Below are 16932 nucleotides of genomic sequence, written 5' to 3'. Positions count from 1 at the left end.
TCGAAAAATTGTTACGAATAGTATATGATTTCGTTAATCAAGGCTTCTAAAATGTTACTAAAAAAGGTATAATTTGTTTTCTGCCCCTTCTCCAAGCCTTTTGAAGAGGGGGTTAGTCTTTCCATTCTCCTCAATACCGGGATTGGTTTCACCTCACTTTTTCATTCCCCAATATACTTTCTCCGGAGTACAAAGAACCATTTCTTTCTAAAAACGTTCTCAAGGAAGAACAACCTAAAGCTTAACAGATAATGAAGAAATTAGTAGTATTTGCAGTACTTGCCGCAATCGTGGCAAGCTGTGCCGATGACAATCCGCCCCAAATAGAAAAAAGCAATGAGTTGGTATCACCACGACTCTTGATGGACGTGTCTACAGAAAGTGGACAAAGCCCGCTGACCGGCATACTAACCATCATGCCCTGCAAGGCGGGCACCTCTATTTATTATGGGAACTACGTAAACCAGAAGCTGACACCTTTTTACGGTTACTACCAGATTAAAGACGGAACTTTCTATAACGCTGGCGTCAATCGGGAGTTATCTTTACCCACAGGTCCCTACAACATGATTTATTGGGGAACTCCCCAATACAAGGAGCCGATTTATGCCCATCCCGCACTGAAAGAACCAGCTTACATCATAGGTAAGGACATGTCTCAACAACATTTCAGCTTATTTAAAATGGGAGCGGACACGACCTATTATCCGGTATTCGACCTGGTACATACCGTCCAGCCTGCCAACATCGGAAGTGAGGACCTGAAAGCATCCCTCAAACGGGTAGTGACCGGACTGAAGGTAATCATCAAGGACAAGAACAACGGCATCCTCAGTTCGAGCATCGACAGCGTGGTGGTGCGCATCACCAATATTGCCGGAGAACTGAATTTTTACACCGCCGCTCCTCAAGGAAGTCCGCGCACAGTAGCCTTCCCTCTGGTCCGTTCCGTCGACGGTACGCAAATGAGCAACGCCACCGTCATGCTCTTCCCTTCTTTCGGGGAACCGGAATTCCAGATGAGCATCATACTGAAAAACGGAAACGTGAAAAGTTTCAAGCAAACATTGAACGGGCCTTTGGAAGCAAACTCCAAACTGACTCTGACCCTTACTTTGGGAGACATCTTTTCTGAAGAATCATCCGGAGAATTCACCATTGACAACTGGAACGAGGAAAGTCAGACAATCGATGTCCCTTCACTGGATTGAGCGTACGGCATCAAGGAAAAACACTTCCGGGAGACAAGCAAAGAGAAGCATGCTTTGCCACAATTGGCAGACATTTAATAATTAAACAGTTATATAAGATTCCAGCTACTGCAAATTTAGAAGGAAATAAATGCGAAAACAGTATCTACGAAATAAAATTGCATTTTACACCCATTATTTTGTATTTGATACCCTATGTGTAGCTGAAGCTGACCCTACACAAAAGTTGATAATGAAAAAACATCTGTCATGCTATCACGCTGTCCACATATCCTACTGATTATAAATCGATTATTGTGTGACAGATGGGTGTGACAGATAAAAAACAAGATAAGTATCCATCACGCACGTCAAACAGCCTCCCCCAGACACCAATTCCGTTGAAAAGACAACAGAGTAAGACTATTGCCTTAGTTCTCAGCATGAAACCTTTAGTTTTTCCCGTTGAAACCTTTAGTTTAATGTGGAAAAACTAAAGGTTTCATTGTATAAGACTTCTGTTTTCAGCAAGCAAAACCTTTAGTTTCAATAGTCTAAAACAAAGACAACACACACAAAAAACATACCCGTGCAGCGGATAAATTGAAAGAGGAAGCAATACACATTCCGTCAATGCCCCTTTGAAGACCGTACTTGTTCATCGCTTCCGCATACGTGAATTGACAATGTTTTAGTTTATCCCTTGCCATGACATCATCAGCACATAATCGTATGCCCTATCCATATTTATCACAATATAGCATTATACAAGTAACCTAATATGACGATGAATAGTGTTATCAAGCCAAAAAAAATTCCTATCAACTTCCACGTCATTACTTTTTTCAACAACGTAGCTTCGGGTAATGACAAGCCCACAACCGCCATCATAAAGGCAATAGCTGTTCCGATAGGAATACCTTTTGCCACAAATACCTCAATAATGGGAACTATTCCAGCAGCATTAGCATACATTGGTACAGCCAAAATAACGGAAAGAGGAACGGCAAACCAATTATCCTTAGACATATATTGTTCGAAAAATCCTTCCGGCACATAGCCATGCATGAATGCCCCTATGCCAATACCTATAATGATATACAAAAGTACTCCTTTGACAATCCCCCATGCTTCCTGGGCAATTATCGGCAAACGTTTAATAAAGGGAGTATTTTCTTTTTTCCACGCATCCGAATCGGATGACGAATGTTGCTGTATCTGCTTCACCCAGTCACTCAAATAAGGCTCTAACCTCATTTTGCCTAAAATAAATCCACCCATCATGCCCAACAAAATACCGCTAGCCACATATATAATTGTTATACGTATCCCGAAAGTTCCTATAAACATCGCAACAGCAATTTCATTCACCAAAGGAGAAGTTATCAAATAAGCAAAAGTAACTCCTAAAGGAATGCCGCCTTTCACAAAACCGATAAACAAAGGTATGGATGAGCAGGAGCAAAATGGAGTAATAGCTCCGAATAGGGCAGCAAAAAAATATTGCAACCCGTATAACTTTCGAGAAGTCAAGTAATTACGCAAACGTTCTATCGGGAAATAAGCGTTTATAATACCCATTATTACACTGATAAAGAATAGCAATATCAAAATCTTTATCGTATCATAGAAAAAGAAGTTTATAGCTTCCCCTAAAGCTGTGGATGCATCCAAGCCAAAGATGCCATATACCAACCAGTCTGCAAATCTCTGTATCATATTCAATTATCGTTTGTAATTATACGAACATATAAGCTAAAAAAATTATTGCCTACAAGTACATTTTGGTAGTTCTTGTTTCTTTATCTCCGTAATGTAGAACTTTGCACATTCATTTTCCTGTACATAAAATCAAAACTTTCATATTATACCTAAATTAAGAAATCCATAATAAACGCCTATCAGAATAAATAGCATTGCTACAATACGATTAAGCCACTTCTGAAAGATTTGCACTCTATTGTAGAACCGACCTATCCCTGCAACACTGTAAGCCAAAAGCCAAGCAACAAGCATAACAGGAAGCCCCGTTGCCAATGCAAAAACCACAGGCAACAAATATCCTTCATTTTCAATGGCAGACATAGGAATGAGCATACCGAAATAGAATAATCCGCTGGTAGGGCAAAATGCCATAGCAAACAGTATTCCCAGTAACAAACTGCCCCATGCCCCCTTTAGCCTCTCTGTTTTCCCAGTAGCAGAAAAGCCAAATTCCGGAAGATGTAACCTATCTCCGAACAACATAAACAAGCCTATCAAAATTAAGGCAGGAGCAAGCAATAATTCTCCCCACTGACTAATTCCTTTTTGGACAGAAAACATATCCGCACCTTTTCGGAGTATCATTATAAGTATTGCTCCCAAAACAGAATAGGCCAACACACGGCCTAATGTATACAAAATACCATTCTTAAAAATTTGCTCACGATTGTCTATGTCTTTACTGATAAAGCCGATAGCTGTGATATTAGTAGCCAACGGACAAGGGCTTAGAGCAGTCAGCAAACCCAACAGAAACGCTGTGATAACAGGAATTTCGCTGTTATCCAACAAGGTTTGTAAATATTCCATAGAGCATAGTTATTTCAGTAGCTGATTTATTTTCTTCTTCACCTCTTTCTTAAACAGGTCTGTCTTATTTCTTGCATTCTGAAAACTGAATTGTGTCATATCGTTGCGTTCTTCCTTGCCATTCTTCCATCCATTCACGTAAAGAGAAGACCAGCTCACACGATACTTATTTGCCAGCTTTTCGCCTTCGGGAGTCGAAATATCCACTTCCTTAAAACGAACTTTTCCACTCTTTACCAATTCTGCAAAATCTGTATAAACGACCTCTTTTGTGTACTTTTCAATAGCCTTACAAGTCACACACCGCTGTTTGCCATGAAAATAAAGAACTTCCACATACTTATCTGTTTGAGTTTGCGATATCCCTAAAACAGAAAACAAACAAATTAGGGAAAAGAGTAAAAAACGTTTCATCGTAATATCTTTTATCTGGTTAGTATTGCTTTTATTTCTTGTGCTGATAATTTTCCTTTTGCTACTACTTTCCCGTCCACAACAAGAGCAGGAAGCGTCATTACATTATATTCCATTATCTTCATCAAATCTTCTTCCTTAATGATTTCAGCAGTCAAACCTAATTCTTTAACTGTTTGCTCTACTGTCAGATACAATGCTTTACAACTTGCACAACCTGTGCCTAAAACTTTAATTTCCATAATTCTATTATTTTATTCAGTTAAACGTAATTCGCAAAACAACGAACATTAATTTCAAAAAAGGGGCTGTTATTCACAGTATTCCCCAGATTTACATATACACTGACCAAAGAACTCCTTAAAGAGTTCACGAGCCAGTTTCCAGTTCTCACGATTGATACAATACTTTACTTTAGGCGTTTCTACTTCACCTTGTATAAGTCCTGCATCTTTTAGTTCTTTCAGATGTTGAGATACCGTCGCTTTGGCAATAGGAAGTTCTTCGTGAATATCACCAAAATAGCAACTTTCTTGCTTTGCCAAAAAGTGCATAATGGCAATTCGGGCAGGATGTCCCAACGCTTTTGCAAATCGTGCCAACTGCTCCTGTATAGCCGTATAGTCTTTCTTTTCTTCCATATCTTGAATATTGTTCGCAAATATACGAACGATATAAATACAGTACAAAAGAATTAAGAGTTTTTTCTAATTAATAGAATTTCTACCACTCATTTGCAGTGAATATCCTTAACAATGGTGCTACAACCTTAGCGAAGATACCCGAAAAGAACTTGATGATATTTACTTAGCACTGTCACAGTTAGCAGAAAAACAAAAGCATATTAATAAACAAACAGAACGTAGACCTATTGGGGTTGCTCACTATAAAGAAAAGAACAAAAAGTAGGTACTCAAATAAAAGTTGGCGGGTAGTTTTTCATACCTCTAAAACATCAAGCAAAACTTTTTCTTTTCTGAAGCATTGAACCTTTCAATCTCCAAAGAAAGCGATTTCTTCAACTGTCCTGCCATAAACAACAAGAACGGCTGATTGGTTTCTTCATCCTGGCATTGACGTAAGGAAAGGATATATTCTTCCCTATCTTCCTTGAATATCTTAGTCGGAAAAAGGTGATAGCAAAACTGAATATAGTTCATCAGTAATCGAGCTGTTCTGCCGTTGCCATCCACCCACGGATGTATGGTGACTAAATTAAGGTGGGCATTGAAACTCAATTCATATTGTTCCCGAAATGTTCCCACGGTCTTTTGCTTCTCTTGCAGTAGGGCACAAAGTTCATCTACCTTAGCAGGAACTTTCAAATAGTTCATATAAGAATGTCCACCGACACCAGCCGTGACACCACATAAGCGAAATTCTCCTTTGGAAGAATCGAAAGAGCCACCCATTACACTGTGTACACTGCCTGTAGTACGCATCAGTGCTGCATTCAACCTTTGTAGGAAAACAGGAGTTATCGGTGCAGGTTGCTCGGATTCTGCTTTGGCTAATTCATACGCTTGCTTCAAATCTTCATTCATCAGATGATGTACAAGCGGTTTCCCTTTCGCTGTTACTCCCTCGTCAAAGAGAAGCTGCGTATCAAGCTCGGTCAACGTTGAGCCTTCAATGGCTGTGGAATGGGTGATAAGAGAATACAGGTAGTACTTATCATAGTCCACCGCTTCACCGATACCGAGTTCCGTAAACTTCCGGTACAGAGCTTCTATCTCTTGCCATATTCCTTGTTCCATTGCTTTTTATTTAAAAGGCTTCATTTTTTTTCAAAGGTAATGTATTTACTATGTTCAGCCAAAGAAAATAATGACTTACTGCTACATTTTTTGCACGTGTGGGGAAAATGTGGGGGAAATTTTAGATAAAATAAAAAGCTAAGTGATTGACTATACAATACTCAGCTTTTGTCTTTGTACCCAGACCCGGTACAAGCCATAGAAATCATAGGAAAATAAAAGAATTTATCTTCCTTATTATCAACTATTTGAATATTTCCTATTTTCTCTATTTTTGCCATATTTTGCCCATTTTCCGTTATTCAGTACACTTTTAGTACACTTTGAAATATCATTTTCTTTTGTACCTTTGCAATATTGGAAAACAAAAGAAAATCAACTATTTAGCGTAATCACCCGGTTATGGTACCTAAATCGGGATAAAACCTCTAAACAATGGCAAAGTTAGAAAATAAAACGAAAGAAAACCCCAAGTTAGAGCAAAATAAGCTCTCGGATGGTAGAATCAGCCTTTACTTAGAGTATTATTTAGGTAGAGAGGAAAAGCCCGTATTAGATGAAAACGGCAATCAAGTGTACTATGATAGTGGAAAGATGCAAGGTAAGCCCAAGTTTGCAGTAAAGCATAACAGGCGAAAAGAAAACCTTAGTCTGTATCTGATAGATAAGCCCCGTACCCCTGCGGAACGCCAGCAGAACAAAGAAACATTGGAGCTTGCCACAAAGATACGTGCGGAGCGTGAGCAGGAATTTAAAGAAAGTATGTTGGGCTATCGGTTGAAAAAAGATAGAACGGTCAATTTCTTAGACTATTTCCAAGCCTATATCAACAGTTATACCAAGAAAGATATTCGCATGGTACAAATTGCGCTTAGCCGTTTTAAGGACTTCTTAAAAGAGCAATACCCCATGAATGAGTTTAGTATCAAACCGGAACTTATCACCAAAGAAATGATGGAGCAGTTTGTAGCCTATTTGCAATCCCGAAGTGTGGGTGAAGGTGCTAAAAGCATTTACCAGCGTTTCAAGAAAGTTATTCGATATGCGATTGACCACGATGTAATGTTGAAAGACCCATGTAAAAGTGTTACCTGTAAAGTGGATAGCCAAATGCTTCGAAAAGATGTTCTTTCTCCCGAAGAAATACAAAAGTTGGCGGCTTGCCATTATGACAACGAGAACCCGAATGTCAGACGGGCTTTTATCTTCTGTTTATACAGTGGTTTGCGTTTCTGTGATGTAAAAGACCTTACCTATAAGAATGTGGATTACGCTAATCGGTTATTGAAATTTGAACAAAGCAAGACAAAGGGACATTCTGCCAGTAGTGGTGTGGTTATTCCCCTGAATGATGGTCTATTGTCTATCATTGGTGAAGCCCCGGCAGATAAAAACTGTTTGATATTCGATTTACCTACTTACGAAAGTTGCTGTAAATCAGTAAAGCGTTGGGTAAAGAGAGCCGGGATAGACAAACATATAAGCTGGCATTGTGCCCGGCATTCGTTTGCCGTGAACATTCTGAACAATGGGGCAAATATCAAAACCGTAGCCAGCCTTTTAGGGCATAGCGGATTGAAGCATACGGAGAAGTACACCCGTGCGGTGGATAAATTGAAAGAGGAAGCAATAAACAGCTTGCCCGAACTAAAGTTTTAACCATAAAAGACTTATCTTTGTAACTATGAACTTTGAAGCATTAGTAAAACATATCAGCACGATACAGAACACGTTGCAGGCACAAGCCGCACATGCTGTAAACCTTGCCCTTACTTCCCGTAACTGGCTTATGGGTTGCTATATTGTAGAATTTGAGCAGAACGGAGAAGACCGTGCCGCCTACGGTGAACAACTGTTGAAGAAGCTGGAACAACGACTGAAAACAAAAGGTCTGAATGAACGTAGATTCAGGGAATTTAGACGGTTGTACCTTGTTTATCCACAACTAAAAGAACCTGTTACACAATACATTGCATCACAAATTCAAATTCGGCAGTCATTGACCGCCGAATTCACTGAACCAATTCGGCGGTTGGTGACCGCCGAATCTGAAAATGGAGTTTGGAAACTATCAACAGAATACCCACAAACCGAAACATGGATGATTCCGGCTGATAGATTATTCAATAGATTATCTTCCACCCATTTAAACACTATATCGGGAATTGAGAACCCGGTAAAACGTGCTTTCTATGAAATGGAAACCATTCGTGGCTGCTGGTCTGTAAAGGAGTTGGAGCGACAAATCGCATCTTTATATTACGAACGTAGCGGACTATCCAAAAACAAAGAAGCCCTCTCCGCTTTAGTCCAGCAACAAGCAACCTTATTACAACCTAAAGATGTTATCAACACCCCTGTTACTTTGGAGTTCTTAGAGTTGAATGAACGTGCATTGGTGACAGAAACTGATTTGGAACAAGCCATTCTTGACAACCTGCAACACTTCCTGTTAGAAATGGGACATGGCTTCTGTTTTGAAGCCCGGCAAAAACGTATCTTGATAGACGAGGATTATTTCTTTGCCGACCTTGTGTTCTATCACCGCATTTTGAAATGCCATGTTATTGTAGAATTGAAGATAGATAAGTTCCGCCATGAGTACGCTTCGCAACTAAATATGTATCTGAACTATTTTAAAGCGGAAGTGATGCAGCCGGATGATAACCCACCTATCGGCATTTTGCTCTGCACCGAAAAGGGAGATACCTTGGTTAAGTATGCCACTGCCGGGTTAGACCCAAATATTTTTGTGCAAAAGTATAGGATAGAACTTCCAACAGAAGAAGAAATAAAAGTATTCATTTCTTCCTCAAACTATGAGAGTTACAAACTTTAAAATTGGCGAAAAGAAAAAAGATTGTTTCTTCTTTCGCCAGCACATATATTTTGCAGGCTACAAAAGTTAGTTTGGTACGTTTTGGATATATATACAAAAGCACAAACTAAACTCACAATAAAGTAGATTAAAAAAAAGAGAAGATGTTTTGATAAAGTCAGGAATCTATTTTCCCTTTTTAAGAGAACAACTCACGAGGTTATTCTATATTTTAATTGCAATTAGTTTATAGTATGGAAGATTTTAACTCACAATATGCCAACCATTCGAAATTAGAACAGCTAAAGCAGTTCATTTTGGAACATGGTACTTATATCGAACTCAAAAAGGGTGAACAATTCACTATTCAAGGCAAAGTGAATCATCGGGGAGCTTATATCGAACACGGCTTATTGAGATATACTCGTGTGGATGAAAAAGGGAATATACATATAGTAGGATATACTTTCTCCGGAGAGTTTACAGGAAGTTTATGCACACTTATAGAGCCTAATCAACCGTCATTAGTAACAATTGAAGCCGTTTGCGATACAAAGATTTGTTATATACCCTATTTAAAAGTAGAGGAATTCTTTGCCACAAATGTAGAAACCATGCAAGTAAAATGTACTCTTATTGAACAATCATACTTATTAATGTATCATAGATTAATAGATATGTACTGCAAGACTACGGCAGAACTGTATCTTGACTTATTGAATAGATGCCCCGATATTCAAGAGTACATTACGTTAAAGGAGATTGCCTCTTTCTTGCAAGTCACACCGGAAACAATCAGTCGCATACGCCGTGGACTGAATAAATAGCTTACGACAATGAAAGATTTTAATTCATACCTCGACAATTTAGACTATTCCCTCGTAAAAGATTTATTTCATGAAAAAGGGAAGCAACGTATATACCACAAAAAAGATTTCTTTATTCGTCAGAATGAAATATCACGTTTTGCCGAATGGGTAGAAAACGGTACATTCCAATATACATATATTGATGGAGAGGGTGAAGAACACATTGTTGGATACGCTTTCACCAACGAGTTTGTATGTGACTATTCTTCTTTAATGAGAAGTGGCTTATCGTTAGTAAATATTCAAGCCATAACAGAGTGTTCTGTATATGAAATATCCCGTCATGACATTATTGAATATTGGGAAACGGATATGAAAACTCAACGATTCGGAAGGCATGTGGCAGAGAGTCTATTTGAAATGGTATATGAACGATTACTTGATTCATATTGTACGCCTGAAATACGATACAGGAACTTGATGGAACGTTGTCCTAACTTGAAAGAAGTAGTTCCTTTGAAAAGCATCGCTTCATTCTTAGGGGTTACACCGGAAACCATTAGCCGCATACGCCGCAAGTTAGAGATATAACTCACCTTTTAACAATTGTTATATTGGGGTCTTGATAATTGTCAAGACCTTTTTCCTCCACCTTTCATTACTTTGCACACATTGATTAAAAACTATTAGTATGATACGGAAATTAATGAAAGAAGAATATAAAAATGCTATAAACTTATCCTATCAAGTATGTATAGAGTGTGGCATTAACGATTTTACGGAAGAAGGGATTGAAACCTTTAAAAGTTTCGTGTATGACACATCGTTGATGAATACGCTTGACATATATGGGGCTTTTGACAATCATTTATTGATAGGAATAATCGGTGTACATCGGGAAAGGCAACATATATCCCTCTTCTTTGTCTTGCCACACTATCATCGGCAAGGAATAGGAAAATCGTTATTTGACTATATGATGAGCAATTGTAATTTTACTTATATAACAGTTAATTCTTCAACCTATGCAGAAACTTTTTATACATCTTTAGGCTTCAAAAAAGTGGGTAAAAAAGAGATTAATAAAGGTATTGTTAGTATCCCTATGAAGAGAAATATATAATTATTGTCAATCACTTAAAATAGAGATAAGATGAAAAAGAAAATTACTTTATGTATGGTGCTTTCCACATTCATTATTTGCGCCATGTTATGTCTGACAAATTGTAGTAACGATGATGCCCCTACTTCTGTCTTCACCCCCGAAGCCCTGAAGCAAACTACTTGGCAAGCGCAAATGACCGTGTACAATATCGAAGATGAGATAGACTACACAAAACAATCCATTCTTCAGTTTACTAACGAATCAGAAGGCATTTATACAAGGACGAACGAAGAAGACGGATATATGTGGAACACAGATTTTACTTATCAAGTAAATGGAAAAATCATCACGTTCGACAACATAGCAGGTCCGTGGACAGTGATGGAATACACAGGAACACATCTCGTAATGGAAGCCTATAATCCCAATAAGATGGTGTGGACGTTGGAGAAGATGTATTAACCTAAAAATAGCGGATATGAAGATTTCAACAATTCTCTTTTTCTGCCTACTAATGACAGCTTGTATGCAGACAAAATCCTTTCACCGGACAAACGGCTGGTACTACGTAACATCACAGACTACAGACAGCCTTTCACAAACACCTTTCCTTACTGTTATGGATTTCGATTCTTTACGTTTGGAAACTGATGCTTTTGGACACTCGGTCATTACCGGTGTCTTCCTCCAAGATAAATTGCCTATATGGAGAGAAGCCACAACAAAGAGTGTAGGAAAGTACATCGCTTTCGTTTTCAATGACACGGTGATAACTGCTCCTCAGGTTAATAGCCCCATAGAAAGCGGATGTTTCCAAATTTCCAATCCGCATGGATATGATTTGGAACGTATCTTTAGGGAACTACAAAAAGAAATTGATATATCAAGGTTTGGAAATTAAATGTTAACTGGAAAATGGGAACATTAGGTTGCATAAATGATATGCTACAACGGGACAAAGAGAACCGTGAGCTTCGCAAGTTGAATAGAGACAGGATGAAAGAACATCACAAATATCTTGTAGGCAAAGGTAAAAATGCTGATTTATCCAATGTTTCCATTGAAAAGATAGAAGAAATCCGTAAAAAAACCATAGAAAAGGAGCAATCAGACCAAATATATATGTTTAGGATATATATATTTCTTACAATATGCCTTTTAGTGCTATTTTTATTGGGATTACTTTGCTATAAACTATTTTTCTAAATTCCCCCAAAACAACAACTTGCGGATTACAATATTATGAATTGAAATAAGCCTTTTCCTAAGTCTCGCTAAGGCTTATTTTTTATATGAATACATACATGAATCTAATTTTAGAACAGCGATTTTTCCGCTTATTGTCGGAATATTCACAACGTAAAGTTTCTGCATCGGAGTTTACAGAAGCTATTGAGGAATTGGCTACGCATGTAGCCGATTTTGGTATCAACGAACAGGATTACAGTATTTTACTTCGCTATTTTTCCTTTGGTTTACACCGTCTTAAATCGTATCGTGTACGGTTTGAGCAAGAAAAAAATGCCCTATTTGCATTTAATTGATGAAGCGATAGGACTTTTGAACACTGAAATACGCCTTATTGAATGGCGCATCAAATACCCGGAACAACTACAGCAACGCATCAATAAACAGCCCCTTTCCCCTCTCTACCTCGCCGACAAAACAACCCTTATCAATATCATGGAAGTGGTAAGCGGCTTATTCCTCTCCAAAGACATCGTTTATCAGAACGGTAAACCTGCCTATTTAGTGGACTTATCCAAAGGTTTTGAATGGTTGTTTAACATTAAGATAAGCGACTGCCACCAAAAACATGAGGACGTGATAAAACGGAAGCCGGGCAAACTCACCGAATTTCTTAATGGACTGGCAAACCTAATCAAAAATGAACATGATAAGAAAGGATATAGATAATCAGCAACTTATGATTTATTTATAGGGGACTCCATTAGTTCTCCTGTAATTTCTTTGTATCCGTTTTTAGAACTTTGCTTCATCAATCGATTGACAAACAAAATGTATAATCTGAAAAATGAAGCAATTATGTATATAGACAATGACGAATTTGGTGGATGGATGCAGAAGCTGTATGCCAAACTGGAAGAACTCTGCAAAGATGTACGGGTACTACGCAATGCAGACAGGGTACTGCCCGAAGATGATAACCTATTGGATAATCAAGACTTGTGCCTGCTGTTCAAAGTAAGCATCAAAACCCTGCAACGCTACCGGGCTATCGGTGCGTTGCCATACTTCACTATCAGCGGAAAAGTGTATTACAAGGCTTCCGATGTCCGGGAGTTCATCAAGGAAAGGTTCAGCGTCACCACGCTACGCCAGTTCGAGAAAGAACACTGTACGAAGAAAAAGAAGTGAATCTGAAAAGCCGGAACGGTGAATGTGCTTCATCCATCCCGGCTTTCCCCGTTTATGGCTTACCCAGCTTATCAGCTTCTTTCTTTAGCTGTTCGGCTTGCTCGTTCAACAGCCTTGCACGTTCCAGTGCTTCCGCCTGCTTTTGGATGCGGTATTCAAAATCCATCACTGAATCGGTCAGACTTCGGATAAAGCCGTTATCCCGTTGCCATTTGAACTTGTTTTCCAGTATATCAAAAGTTTCCCCGTCTGCCTGTCCTTGCATCAGCAAATAGCGGTATTTCATATCGTTGTCCTGTAACTGCTGCATACGTTCAGCCAAACGGATATTCAAGAATATGGAAACGGAACAGATAACCAGCACTGCCGAAAAAAGGAACAATCCCGGACGAATCCAAGAAGCGACCTTGTTGCAAATCCGTTGATAGAGCGGTAAGGGTATAGCTTCCTCTTTATCCGTCTTGCAAGAGCCCAAAGCATCAAGCATTACCTTGAAACAACGGTAGGTTTCCAATACTATTTTCTTGGTGTCCTCGATATGTTTCTGCTGACCTTGCATCCTATTCCTTATCTCGTCAAGCTGGCTTCGGATAGCCTGCAAATCCTTTTCGGGAACAGCCGGGTTACTGTGCAATTCCGACAATGCCTGTTCGATTGCGTTCAGTCTTTCAAGAGTTTCCTCCCGACTGGCTGGCGTTACCTGTGCTTCCTGCTTCTCTTTCAATTCAGTAACCATTGAGAGAAGCCCCTCTAAAATCAAATTTTTCTCCATGTGTTTACAAATTAAGTTGTTTTTTCTTTTTCTTCTTCTTTCTTAAATTCAAGTTTGGTTCTTCATCCGCAGGGGGTGATGAAGCGGTGAACAGACCGAGTGAGCCAGTTATCAACGGACTGTCAGTCTTTCCCTGTGTCGGCAATGGCTCCCGAACGGGTGTAAAAGCTGTCTGCCGTTGATTTCCGACCGTATTCAGTCCTGCATCCCCGAAACATTTATCCAGTTTGGAGAAACTAAAATTGCGGTCTATCTCCGAACCCTTGAACGTGTATTCGCCTTTGGAAAAGGAAACGCCCTGTATCTCGCCCGTCTGCCCCTTGTACTTGAACCGGACAGTAATACCCTTTTCCGCTAACCGCTCCTGTAACTGCCGCCAGTTCTTGAACTTCCCGATTTCGTTCTTTACAGCCGTGTAAATCTCGTATTTCGACTTGTCCGGCTCTTTCAAGCGGTGCTGCTTTACCTGTTCTTTTCCACCAGCAAAATAAAGCCCGTGTTTGGTTTTCAGCTTCTTGCATACCTGCTCGTTACGGTACATATCGTTCCTGTCCGAAATGGTCTTGCCGTTGTTGTCTATGCGGTTGAACACGATATGCACATGTGGGTGTTCCCGGTCTTGATGGCGCACGATGATATACTGCGTATCGGTGATTTTCATTTCACGCATATACTCCTGCGCAAGCTGTACCATCTTCTCGTCTGTCAATTTGGGTGCATCCACTGCCGAATAACTTAACGCAATATGTCCGACAGGCTTCTTCAAATCGGGATTCATCCCGGTCTGCATACAGAAGCTGCGGATTATATCGCCCCGGCTTTCAGTCAGAACCCCGTCCGCATGAAGCAAAACCGCCTGCTCCTTACCAAGCACATAGTTCACACAGCCCTTAAACCCGCTTCCCTTTTTTATTTTTCCAATCATCCGACAACTGATTTATAATTTCGACAATCCTGTTTTTGAGTTTCACCAGTTCCACCGCCACCAGTGCGAAACCTCCGGCATTCGCTCGGTGCGCCAGTTGGTTGATGTTGTTGGCTTCCCCTGCCAGCTTGCGGATGGTGTCCGCATCCTGCCTATTCAGCCGGGGTATGACCTCTGCCGAAACAACCGCCTGCCGGACATACTCACTGACACGCAACCCGGCTTCCCCGGCTCGCTTCCTGATGGCATAATACTGCAACTCGGTCAGCTTCGTGCTGACTACCCGTTGCTGCTTCTCTATCCGTTTCTTTGCCGGACGTCCCCCCGGCTTATCCTTTATATTCGTCATAGGTTTTTACATTTAAATGGTATCTTAAAAATTGCGACCAACGGGAGAAATTTTCTTTGCTGTCAAGCAAAGCAAGGTAGTTTCGGTTTACCGAAACATAACCTTGCTCTCCAAATTAAACCGCCTGTCGCTGGTAATCCTGCCGGACTAAATGCCCCTGCCCCTTTTCTGTCTTAGGGCGGCACGTTGTCCGGTTTCCTGCTTTATCTCCTGCGCTTGGCTGGTGCTGTTCTTCTGTTCCTGCTTCCTGCCGCACAGGTAATCGTTCAAGTCCGAATACCCCCTGTAATTGCCCGAGAAGTCACGCACACGGTAGGAGTATTCCAATTCGATAGCCCGTGTCGCTTCATATCCTGCCTTGTCATTGTCAAGCATACAGTGGATGCGTTCATACGGGTACAGCACGTCAATAGCTTTCGGCACATTGACAGTAGAGTTGAGTATGACATAATCCTGCCTGTCAAGGTCGGGCATGGTCGGGCAGTTCTTCATCCGGAGCGTGAGGAAAGAAAGATAGTCCATAAAACCCTCGAATACCAAACACTTCTCTCTCGGCTCTCCCTGCTGCCGTATATGGGTGATGTCTTTCGGGGCGATGCAGCCTTTGAAAAAGGAATTGCGAACCTCGTAACCTCCTGCTATGTTCGGGAAACCGATAGCAAAGAACGGTCTGCCGTTATTGGTAAAATGGAGTTCCTTACATTCTCTTTTTGCCAGTTCGATATTGATACCCCGTCCCTCCAAGTAACGGAGCAATGCCGGATGGGTCAAGTCACGGACTTCCAAATGTTGGAAACTCGGTTCTGTCCTACGCTGGGGAAAAGAAAAACTGACCGGGCGGACGTGCGGTGTCTGTTCCGCTATCCGGTTTAACAGGTATGGCAGGCTGTCGGAGCAATAGAGTTCCTTTGCCAGTGCGATGATGTTGCCGCCCTTGCCTGCGCCAAAGTCATACCAAAGGTTGCGGTCAGTGTTCACCTTGAAAGACGGTTCGTGTTCCTCCCTTAACGGTGATTTGTACCATAAGCCGTTACCCTGCTGCTTGACAGGAGAGTAACCTAAACTATGCAGATAGTCTGCGATGGGTATTTGTTTCACATCTTCGATGTTCATAACATTTTCTTTTTTGGGGATTAAAAAATAGTTGAAAAGTGCGCCAGTCCTGTTTAGTCCGTTATATATATACCCGTACCATACTAAACCTGCCTGTTCCGATACAGGGAAATAGTAAGTCCGTTCCTCTTATATATACACCCGGACTAAACCAAACTGACTTTTAATAATGGAAATCGGGATTATAGCGGTAGCCCTTGCCCTCTTTCACAATCATGCGCTTGTTCACAAGGAACTTGTTCAAATCCACATGGATATTGCGTCCACGCTTGTAGCCGATACTTGCATAACCCTGTTTCAAGGTCTTTAGGACATTCTCGTAACCATATATGACCTGTTTGCCAAAACCGTTTTCCAAAGCTGTCCTGTGCTGTTGCTCCGTCAGTTCTGCCAGTGGAAAGCCCCTGTCTTGGCTGGGTTGCTTGAATACATAACCGTCCACGGCTTCGGGCAATGCGCTGTCGTTGATACGGAATGCGAACGGGTCAAACTCCCGGTCACGTATGTGCATCGCCTTTACCTCGCTTATGTTGCCGTCCTGCGTACTTTTGGTAATTTGCAGGACGGTTTCAGCCTTATTGTTCAGTTCCGTACCGATATGCCCCCTTGTGTTGTCATCCCCCTTGTTCAAATGCAGTACGGTATGGATATGCAGGTTATATCCGCTTGACCAGCGCATCAAGAGGTTGATTAGGTCAGTCGATTCGCTGGGGCTGTTGATGTCATT

22 protein-coding genes and 2 pseudogenes are annotated in these 16932 nt (G+C 40.7%); 13 read left to right on the top strand and 11 right to left on the bottom strand.

What is annotated here, in order from left to right; genetic code table 11:
• Nucleotides 1-251: 251 nt before the first annotated feature.
• Nucleotides 252-1211 carry a FimB/Mfa2 family fimbrial subunit gene (locus JCM16496_RS16290; protein WP_025835615.1) on the top strand — a complete coding sequence of 320 codons (960 nt, stop codon included), beginning with the start codon at nucleotides 252-254 and terminating at the stop codon, nucleotides 1209-1211.
• Between the two features lie 729 nt (nucleotides 1212-1940).
• Here the strand turns inward: JCM16496_RS16290 and JCM16496_RS16285 are convergent.
• The 5 genes from JCM16496_RS16285 to JCM16496_RS16265 all read right to left on the bottom strand — a co-directional run bounded on the left by JCM16496_RS16285 (nucleotide 1941) and on the right by JCM16496_RS16265 (nucleotide 4819).
• Nucleotides 1941-2909, bottom strand: coding sequence for a permease (locus tag JCM16496_RS16285; protein WP_025835614.1), 969 nt, complete (start codon nucleotides 2907-2909; stop codon nucleotides 1941-1943).
• A 141-nt stretch (nucleotides 2910-3050) separates the two neighbouring features.
• Nucleotides 3051-3764 (bottom strand): aromatic aminobenezylarsenical efflux permease ArsG family transporter, encoded by a 714-nt coding sequence (locus JCM16496_RS16280; protein ID WP_025835613.1) that lies wholly within the window; start codon nucleotides 3762-3764, stop codon nucleotides 3051-3053.
• Nucleotides 3765-3773: 9 nt separating this feature from the next.
• Nucleotides 3774-4178: a nitrophenyl compound nitroreductase subunit ArsF family protein gene (locus JCM16496_RS16275; protein ID WP_025835612.1), complete on the bottom strand. Its 405-nt coding sequence runs from the start codon at nucleotides 4176-4178 to the stop codon at nucleotides 3774-3776.
• 11 nt (nucleotides 4179-4189) lie between these two features.
• The gene (locus tag JCM16496_RS16270; protein WP_025835611.1) at nucleotides 4190-4420 is read right to left on the bottom strand and encodes a thioredoxin family protein; all 231 of its coding nucleotides are present in this window, start codon (nucleotides 4418-4420) and stop codon (nucleotides 4190-4192) included.
• Nucleotides 4421-4489: 69 nt separating this feature from the next.
• Entirely contained in the window at nucleotides 4490-4819 is a 330-nt protein-coding gene (locus JCM16496_RS16265; RefSeq protein WP_025835610.1) for an ArsR/SmtB family transcription factor, read from the bottom strand.
• A 124-nt stretch (nucleotides 4820-4943) separates the two neighbouring features.
• On the opposite strand from JCM16496_RS16265, the pseudogene JCM16496_RS25065 reads away from it, so the two are divergent.
• Nucleotides 4944-5087: pseudogene (locus tag JCM16496_RS25065) on the top strand (ORF6N domain-containing protein); the annotation flags it as partial.
• A gap of 38 nt (nucleotides 5088-5125) precedes the next feature.
• Here the strand turns inward: JCM16496_RS25065 and JCM16496_RS16260 are convergent.
• Nucleotides 5126-5935, bottom strand: a complete 810-nt coding sequence (locus JCM16496_RS16260) for a Fic family protein (protein WP_025835609.1) — start codon at nucleotides 5933-5935, stop codon at nucleotides 5126-5128.
• A 435-nt stretch (nucleotides 5936-6370) separates the two neighbouring features.
• On the opposite strand from JCM16496_RS16260, the gene JCM16496_RS16250 reads away from it, so the two are divergent.
• The 11 genes from JCM16496_RS16250 (at nucleotide 6371) to JCM16496_RS16205 (ending at nucleotide 13046) form a co-directional block, all read left to right on the top strand.
• Complete coding sequence (locus tag JCM16496_RS16250) at nucleotides 6371-7594, top strand: site-specific integrase (protein WP_005944350.1); 1224 nt, start codon at nucleotides 6371-6373, stop codon at nucleotides 7592-7594.
• A gap of 25 nt (nucleotides 7595-7619) precedes the next feature.
• On the top strand, nucleotides 7620-8774 hold the full coding sequence (locus JCM16496_RS16245) for a PDDEXK nuclease domain-containing protein (RefSeq protein ID WP_005944347.1): 1155 nt from the start codon (nucleotides 7620-7622) through the stop codon (nucleotides 8772-8774).
• Nucleotides 8775-9007: 233 nt separating this feature from the next.
• Nucleotides 9008-9580 carry a Crp/Fnr family transcriptional regulator gene (locus JCM16496_RS16240; protein ID WP_005944344.1) on the top strand — a complete coding sequence of 191 codons (573 nt, stop codon included), beginning with the start codon at nucleotides 9008-9010 and terminating at the stop codon, nucleotides 9578-9580.
• Between the two features lie 9 nt (nucleotides 9581-9589).
• Nucleotides 9590-10153: a Crp/Fnr family transcriptional regulator gene (locus JCM16496_RS16235; protein WP_005944341.1), complete on the top strand. Its 564-nt coding sequence runs from the start codon at nucleotides 9590-9592 to the stop codon at nucleotides 10151-10153.
• Between the two features lie 100 nt (nucleotides 10154-10253).
• Entirely contained in the window at nucleotides 10254-10685 is a 432-nt protein-coding gene (locus tag JCM16496_RS16230) for a GNAT family N-acetyltransferase (RefSeq protein WP_005944338.1), read from the top strand.
• Between the two features lie 30 nt (nucleotides 10686-10715).
• Entirely contained in the window at nucleotides 10716-11129 is a 414-nt protein-coding gene (locus tag JCM16496_RS16225) for a hypothetical protein (RefSeq protein WP_005944336.1), read from the top strand.
• Between the two features lie 16 nt (nucleotides 11130-11145).
• Nucleotides 11146-11568, top strand: a complete 423-nt coding sequence (locus JCM16496_RS16220; protein WP_005944333.1) for a SecDF P1 head subdomain-containing protein — start codon at nucleotides 11146-11148, stop codon at nucleotides 11566-11568.
• Between the two features lie 14 nt (nucleotides 11569-11582).
• Nucleotides 11583-11873: a hypothetical protein gene (locus tag JCM16496_RS16215; RefSeq protein ID WP_004323652.1), complete on the top strand. Its 291-nt coding sequence runs from the start codon at nucleotides 11583-11585 to the stop codon at nucleotides 11871-11873.
• A gap of 86 nt (nucleotides 11874-11959) precedes the next feature.
• A complete protein-coding gene (locus tag JCM16496_RS22120; protein ID WP_004323653.1) occupies nucleotides 11960-12211 on the top strand; it encodes a hypothetical protein in 252 nt (83 codons plus the stop codon).
• Complete coding sequence (locus JCM16496_RS16210; RefSeq protein WP_004323654.1) at nucleotides 12165-12584, top strand: hypothetical protein; 420 nt, start codon at nucleotides 12165-12167, stop codon at nucleotides 12582-12584. The genes JCM16496_RS22120 and JCM16496_RS16210 overlap by 47 nt, the downstream gene beginning before the upstream one ends.
• A 129-nt stretch (nucleotides 12585-12713) precedes the next feature.
• Nucleotides 12714-13046 carry a helix-turn-helix domain-containing protein gene (locus tag JCM16496_RS16205; protein ID WP_004323655.1) on the top strand — a complete coding sequence of 111 codons (333 nt, stop codon included), beginning with the start codon at nucleotides 12714-12716 and terminating at the stop codon, nucleotides 13044-13046.
• A 52-nt stretch (nucleotides 13047-13098) separates the two neighbouring features.
• Here the strand turns inward: JCM16496_RS16205 and JCM16496_RS16200 are convergent, their stop codons facing one another.
• From JCM16496_RS16200 to JCM16496_RS16180, 5 genes and pseudogenes are all read right to left on the bottom strand, one after another.
• Nucleotides 13099-13818 carry a hypothetical protein gene (locus tag JCM16496_RS16200; RefSeq protein WP_005944331.1) on the bottom strand — a complete coding sequence of 240 codons (720 nt, stop codon included), beginning with the start codon at nucleotides 13816-13818 and terminating at the stop codon, nucleotides 13099-13101.
• Nucleotides 13819-13822: 4 nt separating this feature from the next.
• Nucleotides 13823-14743 carry a relaxase/mobilization nuclease domain-containing protein gene (locus JCM16496_RS16195; RefSeq protein WP_008642636.1) on the bottom strand — a complete coding sequence of 307 codons (921 nt, stop codon included), beginning with the start codon at nucleotides 14741-14743 and terminating at the stop codon, nucleotides 13823-13825.
• Nucleotides 14709-15092 carry a MobC family plasmid mobilization relaxosome protein gene (locus JCM16496_RS16190; protein ID WP_004310825.1) on the bottom strand — a complete coding sequence of 128 codons (384 nt, stop codon included), beginning with the start codon at nucleotides 15090-15092 and terminating at the stop codon, nucleotides 14709-14711. Before JCM16496_RS16190 ends, JCM16496_RS16195 begins: the two co-directional genes overlap by 35 nt.
• Before the next feature lie 147 nt (nucleotides 15093-15239).
• Nucleotides 15240-16205: a DUF8464 domain-containing protein gene (locus JCM16496_RS16185; RefSeq protein WP_025835597.1), complete on the bottom strand. Its 966-nt coding sequence runs from the start codon at nucleotides 16203-16205 to the stop codon at nucleotides 15240-15242.
• A gap of 163 nt (nucleotides 16206-16368) precedes the next feature.
• Nucleotides 16369-16932, bottom strand: a pseudogene (locus JCM16496_RS16180) (AAA family ATPase); the annotation flags it as partial.

The organism is Bacteroides rodentium JCM 16496, assembly GCF_000614125.1.
Classification (GTDB): domain Bacteria; phylum Bacteroidota; class Bacteroidia; order Bacteroidales; family Bacteroidaceae; genus Bacteroides; species Bacteroides rodentium.
This window is presented reverse-complemented; position numbering and strand designations above follow the sequence as displayed.

Coding starts and splice junctions, on each gene's coding strand:
- JCM16496_RS16245 (WP_005944347.1), top strand. CDS start 7,620: ATGAACTTTGAAGCATTAGTAAAACATATCAGCACGATACAGAACACG.
- JCM16496_RS16235 (WP_005944341.1), top strand. CDS start 9,590: ATGAAAGATTTTAATTCATACCTCGACAATTTAGACTATTCCCTCGTA.
- JCM16496_RS16205 (WP_004323655.1), top strand. CDS start 12,714: ATGTATATAGACAATGACGAATTTGGTGGATGGATGCAGAAGCTGTAT.
- JCM16496_RS16265 (WP_025835610.1), bottom strand. CDS start 4,819: ATGGAAGAAAAGAAAGACTATACGGCTATACAGGAGCAGTTGGCACGA.
- JCM16496_RS16220 (WP_005944333.1), top strand. CDS start 11,146: ATGAAGATTTCAACAATTCTCTTTTTCTGCCTACTAATGACAGCTTGT.
- JCM16496_RS16285 (WP_025835614.1), bottom strand. CDS start 2,909: ATGATACAGAGATTTGCAGACTGGTTGGTATATGGCATCTTTGGCTTG.
- JCM16496_RS22120 (WP_004323653.1), top strand. CDS start 11,960: ATGAATACATACATGAATCTAATTTTAGAACAGCGATTTTTCCGCTTA.
- JCM16496_RS16280 (WP_025835613.1), bottom strand. CDS start 3,764: ATGGAATATTTACAAACCTTGTTGGATAACAGCGAAATTCCTGTTATC.
- JCM16496_RS16185 (WP_025835597.1), bottom strand. CDS start 16,205: ATGAACATCGAAGATGTGAAACAAATACCCATCGCAGACTATCTGCAT.
- JCM16496_RS16290 (WP_025835615.1), top strand. CDS start 252: ATGAAGAAATTAGTAGTATTTGCAGTACTTGCCGCAATCGTGGCAAGC.
- JCM16496_RS16250 (WP_005944350.1), top strand. CDS start 6,371: ATGGCAAAGTTAGAAAATAAAACGAAAGAAAACCCCAAGTTAGAGCAA.
- JCM16496_RS16240 (WP_005944344.1), top strand. CDS start 9,008: ATGGAAGATTTTAACTCACAATATGCCAACCATTCGAAATTAGAACAG.
- JCM16496_RS16195 (WP_008642636.1), bottom strand. CDS start 14,743: ATGATTGGAAAAATAAAAAAGGGAAGCGGGTTTAAGGGCTGTGTGAAC.
- JCM16496_RS16275 (WP_025835612.1), bottom strand. CDS start 4,178: ATGAAACGTTTTTTACTCTTTTCCCTAATTTGTTTGTTTTCTGTTTTA.
- JCM16496_RS16190 (WP_004310825.1), bottom strand. CDS start 15,092: ATGACGAATATAAAGGATAAGCCGGGGGGACGTCCGGCAAAGAAACGG.
- JCM16496_RS16270 (WP_025835611.1), bottom strand. CDS start 4,420: ATGGAAATTAAAGTTTTAGGCACAGGTTGTGCAAGTTGTAAAGCATTG.
- JCM16496_RS16200 (WP_005944331.1), bottom strand. CDS start 13,818: ATGGAGAAAAATTTGATTTTAGAGGGGCTTCTCTCAATGGTTACTGAA.
- JCM16496_RS16260 (WP_025835609.1), bottom strand. CDS start 5,935: ATGGAACAAGGAATATGGCAAGAGATAGAAGCTCTGTACCGGAAGTTT.
- JCM16496_RS16215 (WP_004323652.1), top strand. CDS start 11,583: ATGGGAACATTAGGTTGCATAAATGATATGCTACAACGGGACAAAGAG.
- JCM16496_RS16225 (WP_005944336.1), top strand. CDS start 10,716: ATGAAAAAGAAAATTACTTTATGTATGGTGCTTTCCACATTCATTATT.
- JCM16496_RS16230 (WP_005944338.1), top strand. CDS start 10,254: ATGATACGGAAATTAATGAAAGAAGAATATAAAAATGCTATAAACTTA.